The sequence below is a fragment of the Nonomuraea sp. NPDC059194 genome, assembly GCF_042754765.1.
GTDB lineage: Bacteria > Actinomycetota > Actinomycetes > Streptosporangiales > Streptosporangiaceae > Nonomuraea.
Map to the genome: position 1 here is coordinate 43,585 of NZ_JBHZBH010000003.1, position 18,258 is coordinate 61,842.

Sequence of the window (18,258 nt, forward strand, 5' to 3'; positions counted from 1 at the left end):
AGGCCGAACGGGTGATCGCCACCCCCCTCTGAATGTCGCGATCTGCACATGTACCATTACTCTTCGTAGTCAAGTGGTGGAGATGCGATCAACGCGCCCACCACCTCACGAATGGGCCTCATCAGTGGGTCCTTGCGAGAACAACGAGGATGGATCATGAGTCTTCAACTGCGCTGGGTCACCTTCGTGGCCGCGACCGCGATGGTGGGCGGCCTGTCCGTGTGCGGCACTGCCATGGCGTCCGTGCCCGCACCCGATCCCACGTCCCAGGGGAGGTCACAGTCGTCGTCCCAGTCCACGTCGTCAGAGTCCTCTTCCACCCAGTCCAGGTCTTCCCGTAAGCACCAGGGGCATGGCTCCCGCGCCGTACCCCAGACCAAGAAGTCCAGGACCACGCTCAAGGAGTGCTCCAACGGCTCCTGCACGGTGACGGTGTCCGGCGTGCCGACCCAGAACCTCACGCTGCCTGGGTCCGCCGACGAGGCTGAGCTCGTCGTCAGCGACTTCGCCGACGACTCGGTCTCGCTCGGGATGGGCACCGAGCGCAAGCAGGTGACCGAGGGCGGGACCGTGGACATCGGCGGTTGGACGATCACCCTGGAGAGCGCCGGCAGAGGCGACCACGCGGCGAAGTTCGTCGCCGTCCCCAAGGCTGCGGACGCCGGTTGACGCCCTGGCCCGCGGTGATGGCGCATCTCCGCAGGGCCGTTCGCCGACATCTCCAGTACGGCCCGCACCTCCAGGGTGCGGGCCGTACTGCTGCTCAGGTGCGCCAGATGAGCACGAGGGCGGAGTCGTCCTCGCGGTTGCGGACCCGTTTCACCAGGGTGGCGGTTTCGGTGAAGCCCTCCCTGACCAGCGAGTGGGCTTCGCCGAGGATCCGGTCGAGGCCCGTGTCGGGGTCGGCGCGCGGCCCCCACAGCCCGTTGGTGATCAGCATGAGCGCGTCGCCCTTGCCGAGCGTGCCTCCCACCGTGGGCCATCTGACATGGTCGGTGACGCCGAGCGCGATGCCGGCGGCGGTGGACGGCTGCCAGGTGCCGCTACCGCCGAAGTACTGGGCGACGGGCGGGTGGCCGGCGCAGGCGACGGTGTAGACGCCGGTGGTCAGGTCGAGGTCCAGGTGGACGGCGGTGACGAGCCGTTCCTCGCCTCGGCGGAGCAGGTAGTCGTTGCAGGAGGGCAGGAAGCGTTCGGCGGGCACGGAGGCCAGCAGGCCGCCGAAGGTGCCCGACAGCATCAGCGCGTGCGCCGCGGCGTCGTCGCCCTTTCCTGAGACGTCGACGAGGGCGAGTTGCAGGCGGGAGTCCTCCAGGCGGGAGACGAGGAAGTCGCCGCCGAACAACGCGCCGGGCGCGGCCTGCAGGGCGACCTTGCGGCCCCAGCGGCGCGGCAGCGGCGGGATCTGGTTGGTCGCCTTGAGCTGGTTCTTCAGCTCGATGAGGGCCTGGTCGCCGCGCAGGCCGTAGACGCCGACGCCGGCGCGGGCGTTGCCCAGCGACACGGCCAGGGCGGCCACCAGCACCAGGACGGCCAGTTGGGCGAGTTCGGGCTTGACCGCCAGGGTCGTGACGGCGGAGATCGCGGAGGCGGCCAGGACGACGCCGATGGCGGGAAGTCGCAGCAGCAGCCCGCTGGTGAGGATGATCGGCGCCAGCGTGATCGGCGGCGCCCACGCGGTGCCGTACGCGACCGCGAGCGGCCCGACGGCCAGGGCCGCGACGGTGAGCACGCTGAGCAGCAGCCGGTGGCGGCCGAGGTCCAGCGAGGGGGCGATGTAGGTGCCGGCCACGGGCGGTAACCCCTCGCCCGTGGCGAACTCCATCACCTTGTCGCCGGGTGACCAGATGCGACGGATGGCTTCCAGCACGGACATGGCGTGGGCCTCCTTCGTCCGCATCGTCGCACGGGGACGCGGTGGGAGGTGCGGAAATCCGCGCGGCACGGCGGGGGGAAGGGAGCGGGTAGACTGCACAGGTTGCGTTCGTAACGCCTTCCGCTAGGGCGGGTGAGGGTGAGCGCAGTATCCGATCTTTCCGATGCATCCCTAGGAGATGTCGTGTCCGAAGTACGTATCGCCGCCGAGCCCCGCACCGAGTTCGGCAAGGGCGCCGCCCGCAAGATCCGTCGCGCCGACAAGGTGCCCGCCGTTCTCTACGGGCACGGCATCGACCCCAAGCACCTCACGCTGCCCGGCCACGAGGTCCTGCTCGCGCTGCGCACGGCCAACGTCCTGATCCACCTCAAGGGTGAGGGCGTGGACGAGCTGGCGCTGCCCAAGGGCGTCCAGCGCGACCCGATCAAGGGCTTCGTCGAGCACGTCGACCTGCTGCTGGTCAAGCGCGGCGAGAAGGTCACAGTCGAGATCCCGGTCACGACCACCGGTGACGTCAACTCCGAGGGTCTGCTCGACCAGCAGTCGGTGAGCATCGCGGTCGAGGCCGAGGCTACCCACATCCCGACCGGCGTCGAGGTCGACGTCGAGGGTCTGGAGGTCGGCTCCTCGATCACCGCCGGCGACCTGAAGCTGCCGAAGGGCGCGACGCTGGCCGCCGACCCGGAGATCGTCATCGTCCAGGTCATCGCCAAGCCGACCGAGGCTCCCGCCGAGGAGGAGGCCGCTGAGGGCGCCGTCGCCGCCGAGGGTGAGAGCGCTGAGGCCGCCGAGTAAGTAGCCAGAGCCCGGAACGGGGCGAGCCGGGCACCGCCCAGCTCGCCCCGTTTCTGCATGGAGGAGCTCTGCATGGAGGAGCGATGGATCGCTGGCTGATCGTCGGCCTGGGCAACCCCGGGTCCGAGTACGAAGGCAACAGGCACAACGCGGGCTTCATGGTGCTGGACGAGCTGGCCGCGAGGGCGGGCGGCAGGTTCAAGGCGCACAAGAGTCGCGCGCACGTCCTGGAGACCAAGGGCGCGGTGCTGGCCAAGCCGCAGACGTACATGAACCTGTCGGGCGGCCCCGTGAAGGTGCTCGCCGACTTCTACAAGATCGCCCCTGAGCGGGTGATCGTGGTCCACGACGAGCTGGACATCCCGTACGGCGCGCTGCGGGCCAAGTTCGGCGGCGGCGACAACGGGCACAACGGGCTGAAGTCCATCACCAAGGTGCTGGGCACCCGCGACTACCTGCGGGTGCGGTTCGGCATCGGCCGCCCGCCGGGCCGGATGGACGCGGCCGCTTACGTGCTGAAGGACTTCGGCACGGCCGAGCGCAAGGATCTGGCGTTCCTGGTCGACAGGGCGGCGGACGTGGTGGAGTCGCTGGTGGAGAAGGGCCTGGAGGCGACGCAGAACGCCTTCCACAGCCTCGATCTGAAGATCTCCGGTCCGCCACGCTGAATCTCCGAGCAATAGCCGATACCCTCCGCTACCATTCCATGACTGTCTGTTGGGATAGGTCATGGGGGGCTGATGACGGTAACGAAGGTCGGGCCGCCGCTCGTCTGGCGGGCCAGCCCTCGCCTACCCGGATGGGTGCGTTCCTACCGCGTGCAGGCGCTGTGGGTGGATCTGTCGTGCGCGATGGCGGGGGCGATGCTGGCCTTCGCCGTCAGGTTCGGCGAGCTGACGCCCTACGCCGCGCCGTACATCGTTGCCAGTCTCGCGCTGCCGCCCGTGTGGGTGTGCGCGGTGGCGCTCAACAGGGTCTATGAGCCGCGCCTGATCGGCATCGGCTCGGAGGAGTTCCGCCGGATCGTCAGGTGCGGCCTGGCGCTCACCGCCGCGATGGCCATCTGCGCCTACGCGACCAAGACCGAGGTGGCGCGGGGTTACGTCGTGCTGGCGCTGCCGTTGACGACCGTGCTGACCGTCCTGTGCCGGTATGGCCTGCGCCGGGCCCTGCACCGGCGTCGGGCGGCGGGGCAGTGCATGCGCAAGGTGGTGGCCGTCGGCCACGCGGCCGGTGTCGCCGAGCTGGTGACCAGGTTCCGTAGGGAGCGATACCACGGCATGGAGGTCGTGGCCGCCTGCCTGCCCGAAGACTCTCGGGAGAGGGAGGTCGGCGGTGTGCCGGTGGCGGGCGGGTTCGGCGACGTCCCGCTGGTGGTCGCCCAGCTCGGCGCCGACACGGTGGCGGTGCTGGCCTGCCAGGAGATGGACGGCGTGGCGCTGCGCCGCCTGGCCTGGCGGCTGGAGCGCACCCACACCGAGCTGGTCGTGGCGCCCGCGCTGATGGAGGTGGCGGGTCCGCGCACGACGATCAGGCCCGCCGCCGGGATGCCGCTGCTGCACGTGGAGCATCCGGAGCTGGCCGGGGCGCGGCAGCTGGTGAAGAACGTGTTCGACAGGCTGGTGGCGCTGGTGCTGCTCGTGCTCGGCACGCCGCTGCTGCTCGCGGTGGCGCTCGCCGTACGGCTGGACAGCCCGGGGCCCGCGCTGTTCAGGCAGACGCGCGTCGGCCGGGACGGCAGGGTGTTCACGATCGTGAAGTTCCGCACGATGCGGCACGATGCCGAGCGGCTGAAGGTGGAGCTGGTCAGCGACGTCGACGGCCTGCTGTTCAAGGTAAGGAACGATCCACGCGTCACCGTGCTCGGCGCGCTGATGCGCCGTCACTCTCTGGACGAGCTCCCTCAGCTGATCAACGTGCTGCTGGGTCACATGTCGCTCGTCGGTCCCCGCCCGCCGTTGCCGGAGGAGGTCGCCCGGTACGGCGACGACGTCCGGCGGCGACTGCTGGTGCGCCCGGGGCTGACGGGGCTGTGGCAGGTTTCCGGCAGGTCAGATCTGTCGTGGGAGGAATCCGTCCGCCTCGACTTGCGTTACGTCGAGAACTGGTCACTCATGTTGGATCTGCAGATCCTGTGGAAGACTTGGTCGGCCGTCGCCCGCGGGCAAGGAGCTTATTGATGACGATTCGCGACGACCATTCCCTCGCGTCTGACCTGGCGATGGAGGCGGGAGAACATCTGCTCGCGCTGCGCGCCCGTGAGGGTTTCGCGCACCCGCCCGCGCTGCGGGCCGAGGGTGACCGGCTGTCCCATGTCTTCCTCACCGAGGCGCTGGCGCGGCTACGGCCCAGCGACGGCGTGCTGTCGGAGGAGGCGACCCGCGAGGAGCGCGAAGACCCGGCGCGGCTCACGGCGGACAGGGTGTGGATCGTGGATCCGCTGGACGGCACCAGGGAGTTTGCCGAAGAGGGACGCACGGACTGGGCGGTTCATGTGGCGCTCTGGGAGCGGGGCGCGCTGGTCGCCGGAGCGGTGGCGCTGCCCGCCCAGGGGCGCACGCTGTCGACGGGCGAGCCGCCGAAGCTGCCCGCCTACGAGGGCGGCAGGTTCCGCATCGCGGTCAGCCGTACCAGACCGCCCGAGTTCGTCCAGAAGCTCGCCTACCTCGCGGGCGCCGACCTCGTGCCGATCGGCTCGGCCGGCGCGAAGATCTCCGCGGTTTTGACCGGCGAGGTGGAGGCGTACGTGCACGCGGGCGGGCAGTATGAATGGGATTCCGCGGCGCCCGTGGCGGTCGCGCTGGCCTCCGGGGCCTTCGCGAGCCGGATCGACGGTTCTGAGCTGGCCTACAACCAGGAGGACCCCACGCTTCCGGATATCCTTGTTTCCCTACCGGAGCTGGCGCCAACGTTGCTCGCCGGGATCCGCGACCTGCACCGCTAATGCCGGAGGAAGCCCCCATGCTTCAGCGCGATTACACGACGTCGCAGCTTGACGTACTCGAGGCCGAGGCCATCCACATCATGCGCGAGGTGGCTGCGGAGTTCGAGCGGCCCTGTCTGCTCTTCTCCGGCGGCAAGGACTCCATCGTCATGCTGCGCATCGCGGAGAAGGCGTTCTGGCCCGCGCCGATCCCGTTCCCGCTGATGCACGTCGACACCGGGCACAACTTCGCCGAGGTCATCGAGTTCCGCGACCGGCGGGCCGAGGAGCTCGGCGCGCGCCTGGTGGTGGCCAGCGTCCAGGACTCCATCGACGCCGGGCGGGTCACCGAGGAGACCGGGCGGCGCGCCTCCCGCAACCGCCTGCAGACCACGACGCTGCTCGACGGGATCGAGGACAACGAGTTCGACGCGGTGTTCGGCGGCGCGCGCCGCGACGAGGAGAAGGCCCGCGCCAAGGAGCGGGTGTTCTCCTTCCGCGACGAGTTCGGCCAGTGGGACCCGAAGAACCAGCGTCCCGAGCTGTGGAACCTCTACAACGCGCGCATCCGCAAGGGCGAGCACATCAGGGTGTTCCCGCTGTCCAACTGGACTGAGCTCGACATCTGGGACTACATCCGCCGCGAGGGCATCGAGATCCCTTCGATCTACTTCGCGCACACCCGCAAGGTGTTCGAGCGCGACGGCATGCTGCTGCCCGACGCGTCCGTGGTCACCAGGGGCGACGACGAGCCGCTGTTCGAGACGGTCGTCCGCTACCGCACCGTCGGCGACATGACCTGCACGGGCGCCGTCCAGTCCACGGCCGCCACGGTCGAGGAGATCATCGAGGAGGTCGCGGCCACCAGGATCACCGAGCGCGGTGCCACCAGGGCCGACGACCGGGCCTCCGAGGCCGCGATGGAAGACCGCAAGCGAGAGGGCTACTTCTAAATGCGCAGCCTTCCCCTTGCCAGCCGTACCACCATGGGAGAGCAGCTGTAATGGACATCCTTCGCTTTGCCACGGCGGGAAGCGTCGACGACGGCAAGTCCACCCTCATCGGGCGCCTGCTCTTCGACTCCAAGGCCATCTTCGAGGACCAGCTGGAGGCCGTCGAGCGCACCTCGCGCGACCGCGGCACCGAATACACCGACCTGTCGCTGCTCACCGACGGCCTGCGCGCCGAGCGGGAGCAGGGCATCACGATCGACGTGGCCTACCGCTACTTCGCGACGCCCCGGCGCAAGTTCATCATCGCCGACACCCCAGGTCACATCCAGTACACGCGCAACATGGTCACCGGCGCCTCCACGGCCGACCTGGCGATCATCCTGATCGACGCGCGCAAGGGCGTGCTGGAGCAGTCGCGCCGGCACGCGTTCCTGACGTCGCTGCTGCGGGTGCCGCACCTGGTGCTCGCGGTGAACAAGATGGACCTGGTCGACTACTCCGAGGCGCGCTTCGAGGAGATCCGCGAGGAGTTCACCGCGTTCGCCTCCAAGCTCAACGTGGCCGACCTGACCTTCATCCCGATCTCCGCGCTCAACGGCGACAACGTGGTCTCCAGGTCGGAGAACATGCCGTGGTACCAGGGCTCCTCGCTGCTGCACCACCTGGAGAACGTGCACATCGCCTCCGACCGCAACCTGGTCGACGTGCGCTTCCCCGTGCAGTACGTGATCCGCCCGCACCGCACCGAGTTCCACGACTACCGGGGTTACGCGGGGCAGGTCGCGGGCGGCATCCTCAAGCCCGGTGACGAGGTGCTCCACCTGCCCTCGGGCCTGACCACGCGGATCGCCTCGATCGAGACCTTCGACGGCCCCGTCGAGGAGGCGTTCCCTCCCATGTCGGTCACCCTCCGGCTGGAGGACGACATCGACATCTCCCGCGGCGACCTGATCTGCCGGCCCAACAACCGGCCGCATGTGGCGCAGGAACTGGAGGCGATGGTCTGCTGGATGTCCGACGCGACCAAGCTCGCGCCGCGCTCCAAGCTGACCATCAAGCACACGACGCGTACGGCGCGCGCGCTCGTGCGCGACCTGCACTACCGGCTCGACGTCAACACCCTGCACAGGGACGAGGCGGCGACCTCGCTGGGGCTGAACGAGATCGGGCGGGTGTCGCTGCGCGTCACCCAGCCGCTGTTCGTGGACGACTACGCCCGCAACCGGTTGACGGGCGGGTTCATCCTCGTCGACGAGGGCACCAACACGACGGTCGGCGCGGGAATGATCGTCGAGGCGAAGGCCTGACAGGCTTCTCTGGACAAACGGCCTGAGCGCCGCGTGGGTCTTCCACGCGGCGCTCTCGCATGTGGGGCCCTTAGGTAGATCCTTTGGGTTTCGGTGACACTTCGATTACTCTGCGCACTAGAGTCTCCACGGTCCGTATCCGTCGCACCGCCGGAGGCGTGCCAGTGAGTAGCCGGGTGATCTTCATCGGTGGCCTCGGCCGCAGCGGTACCACGCTGCTGGAGCGGCTCCTCGGCGAGCTTCCCGGCGTCGTGCCGCTCGGCGAGGTCGTCCACCTCTGGGCGCGCGGCGTGCTGGCCAACGAGCCGTGCGGGTGCGGCGAGCCGTTCGATCGCTGCCCGTTCTGGCGCGAGGTGGGCGAGCGGGCCTTCGGCGGCTGGCCACGCGGGCTGGCCGAGCGCATGCTGACGCTGCGTCACAAGGTCGACCGCACCAGGCGCATCCTCGCGGTCGGCCATCCCGACCTGGCCGAGTACGTCGCCGCCTACGACCGCGTCTACTCCGCCGCCCTCGACGTCGCGGGCGGCACGGTCGTCGTCGACTCCAGCAAGCACGCCTCGCTGGCGTTCTGCCTGTCGGCGGGCGGCCTGGCCCCCCGCGTCGTCCACGTCGTACGCGATCCGCGCGCCGTGGCCCACTCGTGGCGCAGGACGGTCGCCCGCCCCGAGGACGGCCGCCCGATGACCAGGTGGGGCGCGATGCGCACCTCACTCCACTGGAGCGCCCAGAACCTCGCGCTCGACCTGCTGCCCCGGTGGGGCGCCCAGGTGACCAGGGTCCGTTACGAGGACCTGCTCGCCGACCCCCGCACCACCCTCACCGCGCTCGCGACCGAGCTGGGCCTCGACGGCTTCCTCGACCTCGGCTTTCTCGACGGGGCCACCGCGAGCCTCGGCCCCGCCCACACCGCCTCGGGCAACCCCATGCGGTTCGCGGTGGGCCAGGTGCGGCTCTTCCACGACGACGCCTGGCGCGGCGGGCTGCCCGCCGTCCAGCGCGCCGTCGTCTCGGGCCTGACGGCCCCTCTCATGACCAGGTACGGCTATCGCGGAGCGGCGGCATGACTCCTTCGGTCGGCGTGGTGATCCCCACCACGGGCAAGCGGCCAGAGCAGCTGCGGGCGGCGACGCGCGCGGTGCTCGCCCAGGACTACCCCGGCAGGATCGACCTGGTCATCGTGGTCGACGGCGGCGACCCCGCCGCGGTCGCCGAGCAGGTCGCCGTCGCGGCACCGTCGCACGACGGCGAGCGCCCCAGGGTGCGGGTGCTGCCCAACCGGCTCAGCCCCGGCCTGCCGGGCACGCGCAACACGGGCATCGCCGCCTCCGACACCGACCTGGTCGCCTTCTGCGACGACGACGACGTGTGGCTGCCCGGCAAGCTCGCCGCGCAGCGCCGCGCCCTGTCCGGCGGCGCCGACTTCGCCAGCTGCTCCATCGAGGTGGAGTACGGCACCAGCCGCGTCCCCAGGCTGGCGGGAGTCAGCCGGATCACCAAGGACCATCTCGTGCGTTCGCGGATGGCGATGGTCCACTCCTCGACGTTCCTGTTCAGGCGCGGCGCGTACTGGGTCGACGAGAGCGCGCCCGCGGGCCAGAACGAGGACTGGGACCTGGCGCTGCGCGCCGCCAAACGGCAGCCGATCGCACACGTCGACCGTCCGCTGGTCAGGGTCCGCTGGGGCGCGTCGCAGTACGTCGCTCAGTGGGCCGACCGCATCGCCGGGCTGGAGTGGATGCTCGCCCGGCACCCCGAACTGGCCGTGGATCCGCGCGGCGCGGCGCGGATCTACGGCCAACTCGCCTTCCACAACGCGGCGCTCGGGCGGCGCGGGGAGGCGGGCCGATGGGCGCTGCGCGCCTTCGCCGCCCGCCTGGGCGAACCTCGTGCCCCGATCGCGCTGGCGGTGGCGGCGGGGCTGGTGTCCGCTCCCACCGTGCTCGCCGCCCTGCACGGCAGGGGCCACGGAATTTGAGCGGTACGGCACCGCACAACACCCCTTCCGCCGACCTGCTCTCAGGCGTAGGCGGGACGTCCGCCCCCGTGGAGTCCGACGTCTGGGATGTCAGCGGTCCCTCAGCCCTCGCCGGGGGCTTGGTCTCGGGCATCGGCGGGTCGTCGGCCTCCGGGGAGCCGCCCGCCGACGTCTGGGAGGTCAGCGGCTCCCCAGCCCTCGCCGAGGACTTGGTTTCGGGTATCGGCGGGTCGTCGGCCCCCTGGGAGGTCTCCGCCAACGTCTGGGATGTCAGCGGCTCAGCCCTCGCCGAGGACCTGTTCTCGGGTGTCAGCGGGGCCTCCACGTCCGGGGAGGCTTGCGCGGAGGGTTTCGTCTGGGGCGTAGGCGGCACCGCAACCCCTGCCGAGGGTGTCGGGTTGGGCGAGGTTCCGCCCCACGCCTCTGGCCGGACCTCAGCGCCCGGTATCTCCGCGGCGGCCGGGGGGAGGCCCTTCGCCGGTCGCCTGGATGGCCGGCCGTGCCGGGTGAGGGTGGCGGGGGTCGAGGTGGATCCGTTCACCGAGCGGCAGGTGGTCGCGTGGGTGGCCGCCGCGCTCGACCAGGGCAGGGGCGGCCACATCATCACCCCGAACATCGACATCTGCCGTGCCGTCTCGAAAGATCCCGCTCTCGGGAAGCTGGTCGCCGCCGCAGAGGTGGTGGTCGCGGACGGGATGCCGCTGGTCTGGGCGTCCAGGTTGCTCGGCACGCCGGTTCCTGAGCGGGTGACGGGCGCCGACCTGATCTGGTCGCTCAGCGCGATGGCCGCCACCGCCGGTCGGCCCGTCTACCTGCTCGGCGGTCCGCCCGGCGTGGCGGCGAAAGCGGCGGGGGAGCTGGCGGGCCGATGCCCTGGGCTGGAGGTGTGCGGGGTTGACGCTCCGCCGTACGGGTTCGAGGAGGACGCGCGGGAGCTGGGCAGGGTCAGGGCCAGGCTCGTCGCTGCAGGGCCGAGCGTCGTGTTCGTGGGGCTCGGGTTTCCCCGGCAGGACAGGCTGATCGCCGCGTTGCGCGCTGATCTGCCGCGGGCGTGGTTCGTGGGGTGCGGGTCGGCGATCGCGTTCGCGGCGGGGGCGGTGCCCAGGGCTCCGGTGTGGATGCGGCGCGTGGGCGCGGAGTGGCTGTTCCGCCTGGCGAGCGAGCCGGGACGGCTGGCCAGGCGTTACCTGGTCGACGACGTCCCGTTCGCGATACGGCTGCTGGCCAGGTCGCTGCTGGTCAGGCGGTGACGCGGGTCTTGGATGCCATCAGATGGTCAGGTGACGGATTGTGGTGATCTCGGCGTCGGTCAGGCGGTCGCGGTAGGAGTGGAGCGCGCGGCTGGAGTCCATCGGCCGGTAGGCGGTGCGTGACAGGCCGGACCAGGTGAAGCCGCGCTCCGCCGTACGGGAGGCCGTGCAGGCGCGGGTGATGCGGCGTTCGGCCGCAGGGGACCAGCGCAGTCCCGCCACCTCGTAGAGCTTGCGGAAGCCGGGCAGCGGCGCGGCGGCGAGCTCTTCGTAGGAGACGAGGGCGATGCCCTCCGCGCGGGCCAGGACGGCGCGGGCGACCCGCCAGAGCGCGCAGATCTTGGCGATGCGGTCCTGGGAGCCGACCAGCGCCCGCAATTCCTCGACCTCGGGATGGTCGCGGACGAGGAGGGGCTGGTCGAGCAGTTCGTGCAGGTCGACGGTCCAGCCGAGCCGCGTCCACGAGCCGACGAACGACACCGGATCGCGGACGAGCGCGATCACCGTGCAGCCGAGCCGGCGCGCGAACCAGCCGGAGGAGAGCACGGCGAAGGGATCGTCGAGGAGTGCCCGCCGTCCGGCGAGGCGTCCCCAGGCGAAGGCGGAGCCGTACCGCGCGAGTCTGGCCAGGTCGTACGGCGAGCGGTTGGTGCGCAGTTCGGCCAGGAACCCGTAGCGGAGGGCGGCGGTGTCGCGGAAGGCGGGCAGCCAGTCGGCGGAGTTGTCGTCGCAGATGTACTGGAAGCGGTGCGTGACGGAGGCGCGCAGCACGCCGGGGCAGCGGCCGGGCGGGTGCTGGGGGTTGAGCGGCTCGTTGACGTAGACGAGTTCGCCGGAGGCGCACAGCATCTTGCCGGCCCAACTGGTGCCGCTGCGGGGCAGGCCGGTGACGAGGATCGGCGTCACGCGGCCGCCCACGAGCGGAACCTGAGCGCGGTCAGGCTGTGGCGGCCGAAGGGGCGCAGGCCGTACCGCTGGTGGATCTGCCACAGCGGCAGCAGGTTCTTCAGCAGCACCCCGCCCGACCAGCCGAGCGCCGCGCCCAGCGCGCCGTGGGCGGGGATCAGCGCCAGGTCGAGCACCACCGTGAAGCCGACGGCCGCGACCAGGTTGGCGAGGCTGGCGGTGGTGTGCCCGGCCGAGGTGAGGACGACGTCGACCATCCCGCACGCCGTCGCGACCATCATCGTCGCCGCCAGCACCAGCGCGGCGGGCACCGCGTCGCCGTACCCGGGGCCGAAGACGCGTAGCAGCCACGGGGCGAGTACGGCGTAGCCGAGCCACACCGGCCAGGTCAGCAGCACCAGCCACATGGTGGTCACCTGGTACAGCTCGCGGGCTCGGGTCAGGTCGCCCTCGGCCATCGCGCGCACCAGGCGGGGCTGGGCGGCATGGGAGAGACCCTGGTTCGCGAGCTGTCCGACCACCTTGAACCTGGTCGCCGCGGTGTAGACGGCCACCGCGCCTGGCCCGGCGAGCAGGGCGACGATCACGATGTCGAGGCGTTGGAACACCGCCTGGATCGCTCCGGCGGCCGATCTCGGCGCGGTGTGCCGCCACAGGTCGCGTCCCGTGCCCGGCAGGTACGGCGTGCGCGGCATCCGCCCGCGCAGGCTCGTCGCGGCCAGGACCACGAGCGGCACGTACGGCAGCGCCCACGCGGCGGCCAGCAGGCCGGTGACCAGGCCGCCAGGGCTACCTGTGCCATCGGGACCAGCGGGGCCGACAGTGCCGATGGGCCCGCCGAGCCCGCCGAGCCACCCAAGGCCGCCGAGCCCACCAGAGGCCGTCGCGGCGAGGGCCACGGATGCCACCAGGGCGAGCTGCGCGACGGGCAGCAGCACGCCGTCGAGCAGCACGGTCGGGCGCATCGCGCCGAATCCTCTGGTGGCGGCCAGGAGCACGTCCGCGGCCACGATGAGGGGCAGCGCGAGGGCGAGCGGGCCGAGGTGAGGGTAGAGGAGCGCGCCCGCCACGACCGAGAGCGCCACGCCTGGGGCGAGGGCTGCCCTGACATATCCGGAAATGCCGCGATAGTCGTAGGTCCTGGCGCGGGCGATGAAGTAGACGAGGCCGTTGCCCGCGTCGAGCTTGACGATTCCGGCGATCATCAGGGCCAGCGCGACGGCGGTGAAGAAGACGCCCGCCTGCTCGGCGCTGAAGGCCCTGGTCACCACCACGACCAGGACGAACTGGGCGAGCGCGCCGACCCCGGCCCCGGCGATACCCGCGATCCCGCCCCTGGCCACCCGCCCGAGCGCGGGCCTCCCCGAAGAGCCGGTCGCGCCCGTGGGTGTGGGTCTCCCGGAAGAGCCGGTCGCGCCCGTGGGTGTGGGTCTCCCGGAAGTGTCGGGCGCGCCCGTGGGTGTGGGTCTTCCGGAAGAGTCGGCCATGGCCGTGGGTGCCGGTCCTTCCGAAGAGCCGGAGGGGGTCAGCGGCGCCACGAGGGGTCACCGCCCAGCCACGGCACCAGGGCCGTGTCGTACACCTCGAAGTGCTCCATCAACGCCTGCCGTACCGACTCCGGCAGCGGTTTGGGGGTGGACCTGCCGTTGTGCCGCTCGAACACCGGGTATCCCATCTCGGGCACCCCCAGGAAGTCCAGCACCCGGTTGTAGACCCGCTCGGGCTCGGCGAAGAACACGTGGCTGTCGATGACGAGGATCCGCTCGCGTCCGAACAGCGTCTCCAGCCGGTCGAGCTGCTCGGCGTAACGTCCGCGCGCCAGGTAGGCGTGGTGGCGGTGCGAGTGGTGCGACGAGTACGGCTGGGCCCGCAGTTGCTCCTCCGCGCCCGCCAGCCGCCTGGCCTCGAGCTCCACCGCGTACTCGAAGTGCGACTCGGTCTCGAAGCCGCGCGCCAGCTCGTGGGAGTGCGCGGAGAAGGCCCGTTCGACGGGGTCGCGCACCAGCACGATCAGCTTCACGCCGGGCAGGTCTCTGGCGATCCGCTCCCCGGCCAGCGGGTGGAACAGGTAGTAGGGGGCCGACTCGAAGGCCAGCGGCTGCATGCCGTACCGCTTCTTGAGCAGCGCCGCGCCCACCTTCAGCGGGAAGTGGGCCTGGTACCAGGCCGGGCCCTTGGCGTAGTCCATGTCGAAGTAGTGGACGCCCTTGTGGAGCACGGGCTTGAGCAGGAGCGGATGCTGGGCGAGCGCGCGGTAGAGCGAGGTGGTGCCGCAGCGCTGCGCCCCCATGATCAGGAACGACGGCAGCACCCGGCCGCCGGAGGTCAGCCGTCCGGTGGTGCGGGAGACGGACATGACCGAGTGCTTCATGGCGTTCATATCAGCAGCTCCTGGTGATCGACGAGCGGGTTGAGCCATGACGAGGGCGGCCCGAGTGGCTCGTGGCCGTCGACGACGTGCCGGTCGGCGAGCGCGATGAGGTACTGGATCGCGGCCAGCCGCGCCTGGGCGCCCGAGAGCCCGAGCGGCGCCAGCGCCCGCCCCGACTGGGCCAGGCAGGCCCTGGCCGCCTGGTCGGGCGGCATGCGGCGCAGCGCCCGCTGGAACAGGTGGTGGACGGCGTCGAAGCCGAGCGGCGCGCCGACCTCGTAGCGTTCCCAGTCCCACACGTGGAGGCGGCCGTCGCCGGTGGGCGCGATGTTCCATGGCGACAGGTCGCCGTGCCAGGCGGGGCCGGCCGGGCCGCCGGTGGCGGCGATCTCCTTGACGGCCGCCGTGAGCAGCGCCGGCGCGACCCGGGCCCGCCGTACGGGCAGGGCGGACATGGCCAGGACGGCCAGCCCGTTCCAGGTCCCGTGGTAGAGCACGACCGGCGGCACGACGGTCTTCAGCGGGAGCTCGGCGAGCTTCTTGAGCGTGGCGGCCTCGTTGGTGATGAGGTCACGGGACCTGGGTGTGTCGCCGACCTTCACGAAGGCCATCAGCGAGCCGCCCGCGTGGAGCTCCAGGATGGGTTTGCGATTGGCTCTGCGCGCGGGCCGTACGTGGAGGACCGCGCGGACGGGGGTGCCGAACACCTCGCCGAGGTGGCTCTCGATGGATCCCTCGACGGGCAGCATGACCTTCGGCGCGAGAGGCGCGTGCCACCAGCGGCGCGGGCGCAGCCGTCGGGGGAGTACGGCGTGCGGCAGCACGCTGTAGGCCTGCGGCGCGCCGGGCCCCGGGTACAGCAGGCGGATGGTCTGGCCGAGATATCGCAGCCTGATGCGGGCGTCACGCATATGTGTTCCTCCAGAGGAGGGCGAAGGAGATGAGGTAGAGGCTGAGCGGCGTGACCAGGCCGTCGTAGACGAACATGTAGAGCAGCACGAGGATCATCACCAGCACGCCCGCCAAGCCGATGGGGCTGCGGTCGGGCCAGTGGCGCCGGATCGCGCCGAGGAAGAAGGCGACGTAGAGCGCGGCGCCCACGAAGCCCTGCGTGATGATCAGGTGCCAGAGCTGGCCGTCGCTGCCCAGGGGCGGGTGTCCGCACTCGCGGCACCAGTCGGTCTTGCCGGTGGTGATCGTGCGGTGGTTGCCCGTGGCGTTGCGGGTGTTGCCGTAGCCGATGATCGGCGAGCCTTGGGCCGCCTCGATGGTGGCGGACACGGTGAAGGCCCTGATGTCGTTGCTGTGGGGGTTGTCCAGGCGCTGGAGGACCAGGCCGGACAGCGGGCTGGCGGCGAACACCACGGCCCCGAGCGCGCCCGCCGCGCACATCGCCAGGCGGGTGCGTCCGCCGACCCTGACCACGAGGTAGAGCGCGGCCAGGCCGAGCCCGATCCACAGGCCCCTGTTGAGGGAGTAGACGACGGGCACGGCGGCGGCGGCGACAAGCACGACGGCCATGGCCTTCCGACGAGCCCCGCCGTAGACCCACCAGCCGACCACGAACCAGATGAGCAGCACCGACAGGTTGCTGCCCCACGCGTTGGCCCACTCGAAGGGCGCCTCGGGCCGCGGCGAGGCGTGGCCGAGCACCTTCTGCATCTGGGCCGCGGTGGGGTGGATCAGGTTCTGCACGAAGGCGTTGCCGCTGATCCAGCCGGGCAGGACGCGTTCGAGCGGCGAGGTGAAGGCGAACGTGGGGAACAGCACGCCGAGCAGGCCGCCCGCCACGGTGGTGACGAACAGCACGCCGAGCATCCTGACCAGGCGCAGTTGCGGGAGCTCGCGCTCGGTGAGGTTGCCGAGGTAGAGCACCATGACCAGGAGCGAGACGTAGAGCGCGAGCCGCATGAGGTAGCCGATGGCGCGGCCCGCGCCGAACTCGCCGTAGGTGTCGGGCGGCATCTCGGCCAGCATGAGCGCGCTGAGCAGGTATCCGGCCAGCAGGAGCACCCACAGGCCGAGGCCGCGCGGCAGCCTGATCGGCCGTCTGCGCCACAAGATGTACGCCATGGGGATTGCCAGCACGATCACCGCGAGGCCGCCGAAGCCGAGCGCCCACCACACGGGATAGCCGACCAGCAGGGCCGCGATCGGCCATGCTGCCCGGCTGTCTGGGCGGGGGTCCCGCACCGTCACGTGTCGGTCACCTGGGGGATCGGGGAGGTCTCCGCTCCCTCGGTCCTGCGCCCCTTGTGACGGCCGGTGCCGCCGTTGGCGAGGATGTCGCCCGCGCCGCCCCGCGCGAGGATGTCGCCCGCGCCGTCTTTCGGGCCGCCCCGCGCGGGGATGTCGCTCGCGCCGCCCTTCGTGCCGCCCTGCGCGAGGATGTCGCCGGTGGCGGGAGGCTGGGGCCGCCGCGTGGGCGCGGTGACGAGCGGCGTGGGCAGGCTGGTGGCGAGCGTCGAGGCCGCGGGCTTGTCGGCTGCGGCGGGTGCGGTGTAGTTGACGGTGACCGCTCCGATGACCGGCACCGAATGCCGCTCCAGCCGTCGTACGGCCAGCGCCACGTCGTCGGCCCGCGCCTTGCCGAGCCCGACCAGCAGCAGCGCCCCGTCGGCCCTGGCCAGGTCGCCCACGTCGGAGCCGGTGAGCACGGTGACGGGCGCGGCGGCCGACAGCGCTCGCGCGAGCGCCCCAGTGCCGAATGCCCCCGTGCCGAATGCCCCCGTGCCGAATGCCGCTGGGCCGGATGCCCCCGCGCCGAATGCCCCCGTGCCGGATGCCCCCGTGCCGAGCGCCGACGGCACCGGGCGCAGCAGCAGCCGTGGCCCCGGGCAGGAGGCGACCACGGCGGCGGCCAGCTCGTGCATGGCCGGGGAGGCGGCCGCCTCGGTCAGGTCGGCGAGCACCGGCAGGCCGGTCAGCCGTTCGACGTCGCCTGCCGTACGCAGGGCGGTGTCGAGCAGGTCGCGTACGTGGGCGGCGAGCGCGCCCGACAGCAGCCCGAGCATCAGGCCGCTGCCGAGGTAGAGCGGCAGGCTGGGTGAGCTGGGCGCCTCGGGCTCGGCGGCCTGGCTGATGACATGGCCGGGGGTGACCGCGACCGTTTTCAGCGAGTCGTACTTCGTCGTGAGCGTGTAGACCTGCCTGGTCAGCACGCCCTGCCGCTGGGTGGCGATGGTGTGCTCCGGGGTGCCCCTGCGCAGTTGGGCCAGCTCACTGACCACCGTGGCCAGGCTGGTGTTGACCTGCTTCAGCTTGGTGACCAGGGCCTTGATCTGGATGGCGAGGGCGGCCTGCGCGGTCTCGGTGCGGTGTTCGAGGTAGGCCTGGGCGTAGGCGCGCGACTGCGCGGCGGCGGTGGCGGGGGTGTCGGCGGTGACCGCGATGGACAGCACGGCGGAGTTGGGCGGAACGGTCACGTCGGCGGGCTCGGGGGTGGCCTTGAGGATCAGCGCCGCCTTGGCGGCCACGACCGCGGACTGGGCGACCTGGGCCTCGGTGTCGAGGTTGAGCGCCTCGCGCTGCCTGCCCGTCACCTGGTTGGGCTGCTCCTGGACGCCGGTGGAGGCGACGAGGACCTGGGTCGTGGCGGTGTAGGCGGGCGGGGTGAGACGCAGCAGCGCGAGGCCGCCGAGCAGCCCGGCGAGCAGGCAGGCGAGGAAGAGCGTCTTGCGCCTGCGCAGCAGTGAGACGTGCTCGGCCAGGTCCGCGCCGGAGGACATCAAGCGATCTCCCTGTAGCCGTTCCGCGACTCTGAGTTACTGAGGTCACGTCACTATAGGGCGGGCGGATATTACCCCGGTTGAATACCGAAGATTTTCTCCGCGCAGATTTTTTTCCGGTGGGCCTCCGCTAAATATCGCGAATTACCGCGAAATGTCGGTGTTGGTGATCCG

17 protein-coding genes are annotated in these 18,258 nt (G+C 71.2%); 10 read left to right on the forward strand and 7 right to left on the reverse strand.

Features of this window, described 5'->3' with window-relative positions; all coding sequences use genetic code 11:
* The first annotated feature begins 156 nt into the window (after positions 1–156).
* The gene (locus tag ACFXJ8_RS05555) at positions 157–669 is read left to right on the forward strand and encodes a hypothetical protein (protein ID WP_379642613.1); all 513 of its coding nucleotides are present in this window, start codon (positions 157–159) and stop codon (positions 667–669) included.
* Positions 670–763: 94 nt separating this feature from the next.
* Here ACFXJ8_RS05555 and ACFXJ8_RS05560 read toward each other — a convergent pair whose 3' ends face one another.
* A complete protein-coding gene (locus ACFXJ8_RS05560; protein WP_379642614.1) occupies positions 764–1,876 on the reverse strand; it encodes a PP2C family protein-serine/threonine phosphatase in 1,113 nt (370 codons plus the stop codon).
* 183 nt (positions 1,877–2,059) lie between these two features.
* Here ACFXJ8_RS05560 and ACFXJ8_RS05565 point away from each other — a divergent pair, with 183 nt between their 5' ends.
* The 9 genes from ACFXJ8_RS05565 to ACFXJ8_RS05605 all read left to right on the forward strand — a co-directional run bounded on the left by ACFXJ8_RS05565 (position 2,060) and on the right by ACFXJ8_RS05605 (position 11,079).
* Positions 2,060–2,671: a 50S ribosomal protein L25/general stress protein Ctc gene (locus ACFXJ8_RS05565; protein WP_379642615.1), complete on the forward strand. Its 612-nt coding sequence runs from the start codon at positions 2,060–2,062 to the stop codon at positions 2,669–2,671.
* A gap of 83 nt (positions 2,672–2,754) precedes the next feature.
* Positions 2,755–3,339: an aminoacyl-tRNA hydrolase gene (gene pth / locus ACFXJ8_RS05570; protein ID WP_379642616.1), complete on the forward strand. Its 585-nt coding sequence runs from the start codon at positions 2,755–2,757 to the stop codon at positions 3,337–3,339.
* A gap of 72 nt (positions 3,340–3,411) precedes the next feature.
* Positions 3,412–4,851: a sugar transferase gene (locus ACFXJ8_RS05575; protein WP_379642617.1), complete on the forward strand. Its 1,440-nt coding sequence runs from the start codon at positions 3,412–3,414 to the stop codon at positions 4,849–4,851.
* Positions 4,851–5,615, forward strand: coding sequence for a 3'(2'),5'-bisphosphate nucleotidase CysQ (locus ACFXJ8_RS05580; protein WP_379642618.1), 765 nt, complete (start codon positions 4,851–4,853; stop codon positions 5,613–5,615). The genes ACFXJ8_RS05575 and ACFXJ8_RS05580 overlap by 1 nt, the downstream gene beginning before the upstream one ends.
* Positions 5,616–5,632: 17 nt before the next feature.
* Positions 5,633–6,547 carry a sulfate adenylyltransferase subunit CysD gene (gene cysD / locus ACFXJ8_RS05585; protein ID WP_379642619.1) on the forward strand — a complete coding sequence of 305 codons (915 nt, stop codon included), beginning with the start codon at positions 5,633–5,635 and terminating at the stop codon, positions 6,545–6,547.
* A gap of 50 nt (positions 6,548–6,597) precedes the next feature.
* A complete protein-coding gene (gene cysN, locus ACFXJ8_RS05590) occupies positions 6,598–7,854 on the forward strand; it encodes a sulfate adenylyltransferase subunit CysN (protein WP_379642620.1) in 1,257 nt (418 codons plus the stop codon).
* Positions 7,855–8,033: 179 nt separating this feature from the next.
* Positions 8,034–8,918 carry a sulfotransferase family protein gene (locus tag ACFXJ8_RS05595; RefSeq protein WP_379642926.1) on the forward strand — a complete coding sequence of 295 codons (885 nt, stop codon included), beginning with the start codon at positions 8,034–8,036 and terminating at the stop codon, positions 8,916–8,918.
* Positions 8,915–9,829 (forward strand): glycosyltransferase family 2 protein, encoded by a 915-nt coding sequence (locus ACFXJ8_RS05600; RefSeq protein ID WP_379642621.1) that lies wholly within the window; start codon positions 8,915–8,917, stop codon positions 9,827–9,829. Before ACFXJ8_RS05595 ends, ACFXJ8_RS05600 begins: the two co-directional genes overlap by 4 nt.
* A gap of 527 nt (positions 9,830–10,356) precedes the next feature.
* Positions 10,357–11,079, forward strand: a complete 723-nt coding sequence (locus tag ACFXJ8_RS05605) for a WecB/TagA/CpsF family glycosyltransferase (RefSeq protein ID WP_379642622.1) — start codon at positions 10,357–10,359, stop codon at positions 11,077–11,079.
* Positions 11,080–11,097: 18 nt separating this feature from the next.
* Here the strand turns inward: ACFXJ8_RS05605 and ACFXJ8_RS05610 are convergent, their stop codons facing one another.
* From ACFXJ8_RS05610 to ACFXJ8_RS05635, 6 genes are all read right to left on the reverse strand, one after another.
* The gene (locus ACFXJ8_RS05610; RefSeq protein ID WP_379642623.1) at positions 11,098–11,997 is read right to left on the reverse strand and encodes a sulfotransferase; all 900 of its coding nucleotides are present in this window, start codon (positions 11,995–11,997) and stop codon (positions 11,098–11,100) included.
* Positions 11,982–13,328 (reverse strand): lipopolysaccharide biosynthesis protein, encoded by a 1,347-nt coding sequence (locus ACFXJ8_RS05615; protein WP_379642624.1) that lies wholly within the window; start codon positions 13,326–13,328, stop codon positions 11,982–11,984. Before ACFXJ8_RS05615 ends, ACFXJ8_RS05610 begins: the two co-directional genes overlap by 16 nt.
* A 182-nt stretch (positions 13,329–13,510) precedes the next feature.
* Positions 13,511–14,365, reverse strand: a complete 855-nt coding sequence (locus ACFXJ8_RS05620) for a sulfotransferase domain-containing protein (RefSeq protein ID WP_379642625.1) — start codon at positions 14,363–14,365, stop codon at positions 13,511–13,513.
* Positions 14,362–15,267: a hypothetical protein gene (locus ACFXJ8_RS05625; protein ID WP_379642626.1), complete on the reverse strand. Its 906-nt coding sequence runs from the start codon at positions 15,265–15,267 to the stop codon at positions 14,362–14,364. Before ACFXJ8_RS05625 ends, ACFXJ8_RS05620 begins: the two co-directional genes overlap by 4 nt.
* Positions 15,260–16,555 carry a hypothetical protein gene (locus ACFXJ8_RS05630; protein ID WP_379642627.1) on the reverse strand — a complete coding sequence of 432 codons (1,296 nt, stop codon included), beginning with the start codon at positions 16,553–16,555 and terminating at the stop codon, positions 15,260–15,262. Before ACFXJ8_RS05630 ends, ACFXJ8_RS05625 begins: the two co-directional genes overlap by 8 nt.
* Positions 16,552–18,084: a Wzz/FepE/Etk N-terminal domain-containing protein gene (locus ACFXJ8_RS05635; protein ID WP_379642628.1), complete on the reverse strand. Its 1,533-nt coding sequence runs from the start codon at positions 18,082–18,084 to the stop codon at positions 16,552–16,554. The genes ACFXJ8_RS05630 and ACFXJ8_RS05635 overlap by 4 nt, the downstream gene beginning before the upstream one ends.
* Positions 18,085–18,258: the final 174 nt, after the last annotated feature.